This is a genomic window from Deinococcus alpinitundrae (assembly GCF_009982895.1).
Classification (GTDB): domain Bacteria; phylum Deinococcota; class Deinococci; order Deinococcales; family Deinococcaceae; genus Deinococcus; species Deinococcus alpinitundrae.
In genome coordinates this window covers 1-279 of the sequence record NZ_WXZL01000208.1, presented here as the reverse complement: position 1 = coordinate 279, position 279 = coordinate 1, and the positions used below count along the sequence as shown (strand labels likewise).

The 279-nt window shown below is 65.6% G+C and carries 1 protein-coding gene; it reads right to left on the bottom strand.

Going from position 1 to position 279, the window contains the following annotated elements:
* Positions 1-279, bottom strand: a 279-nt coding sequence (locus GUI70_RS23065; protein ID WP_202630588.1) for a hypothetical protein, incomplete at both ends; no start/stop codon positions are given.

The window sequence follows — 279 nt, the reverse complement described above, 5'->3', positions numbered from 1 at the left end:
ATGCTCCATGTAGTCGGCCAGCGTGTAGTCATGGTTGCGGAAGCGATACCGGACATCCGCCTCCTTGTCTGCGATCTTGAGCTGCACCGGTTGGTCGGCCGGCGCCAGTTCGCAAGACGGCGAGATGCGGTCCATGCCGCTGAAGGCCCCCACGATGTACTGGGCCTCGTGGATGCGTGCGGCGCTTGGCGCGAGCGGATAGCCTTGCGCCTTGCCGAGTCGATCTTCATCGGGCGAAGCGACGGCGACGCTGCAGGCGAGCAGCGCGCACATCGCGCA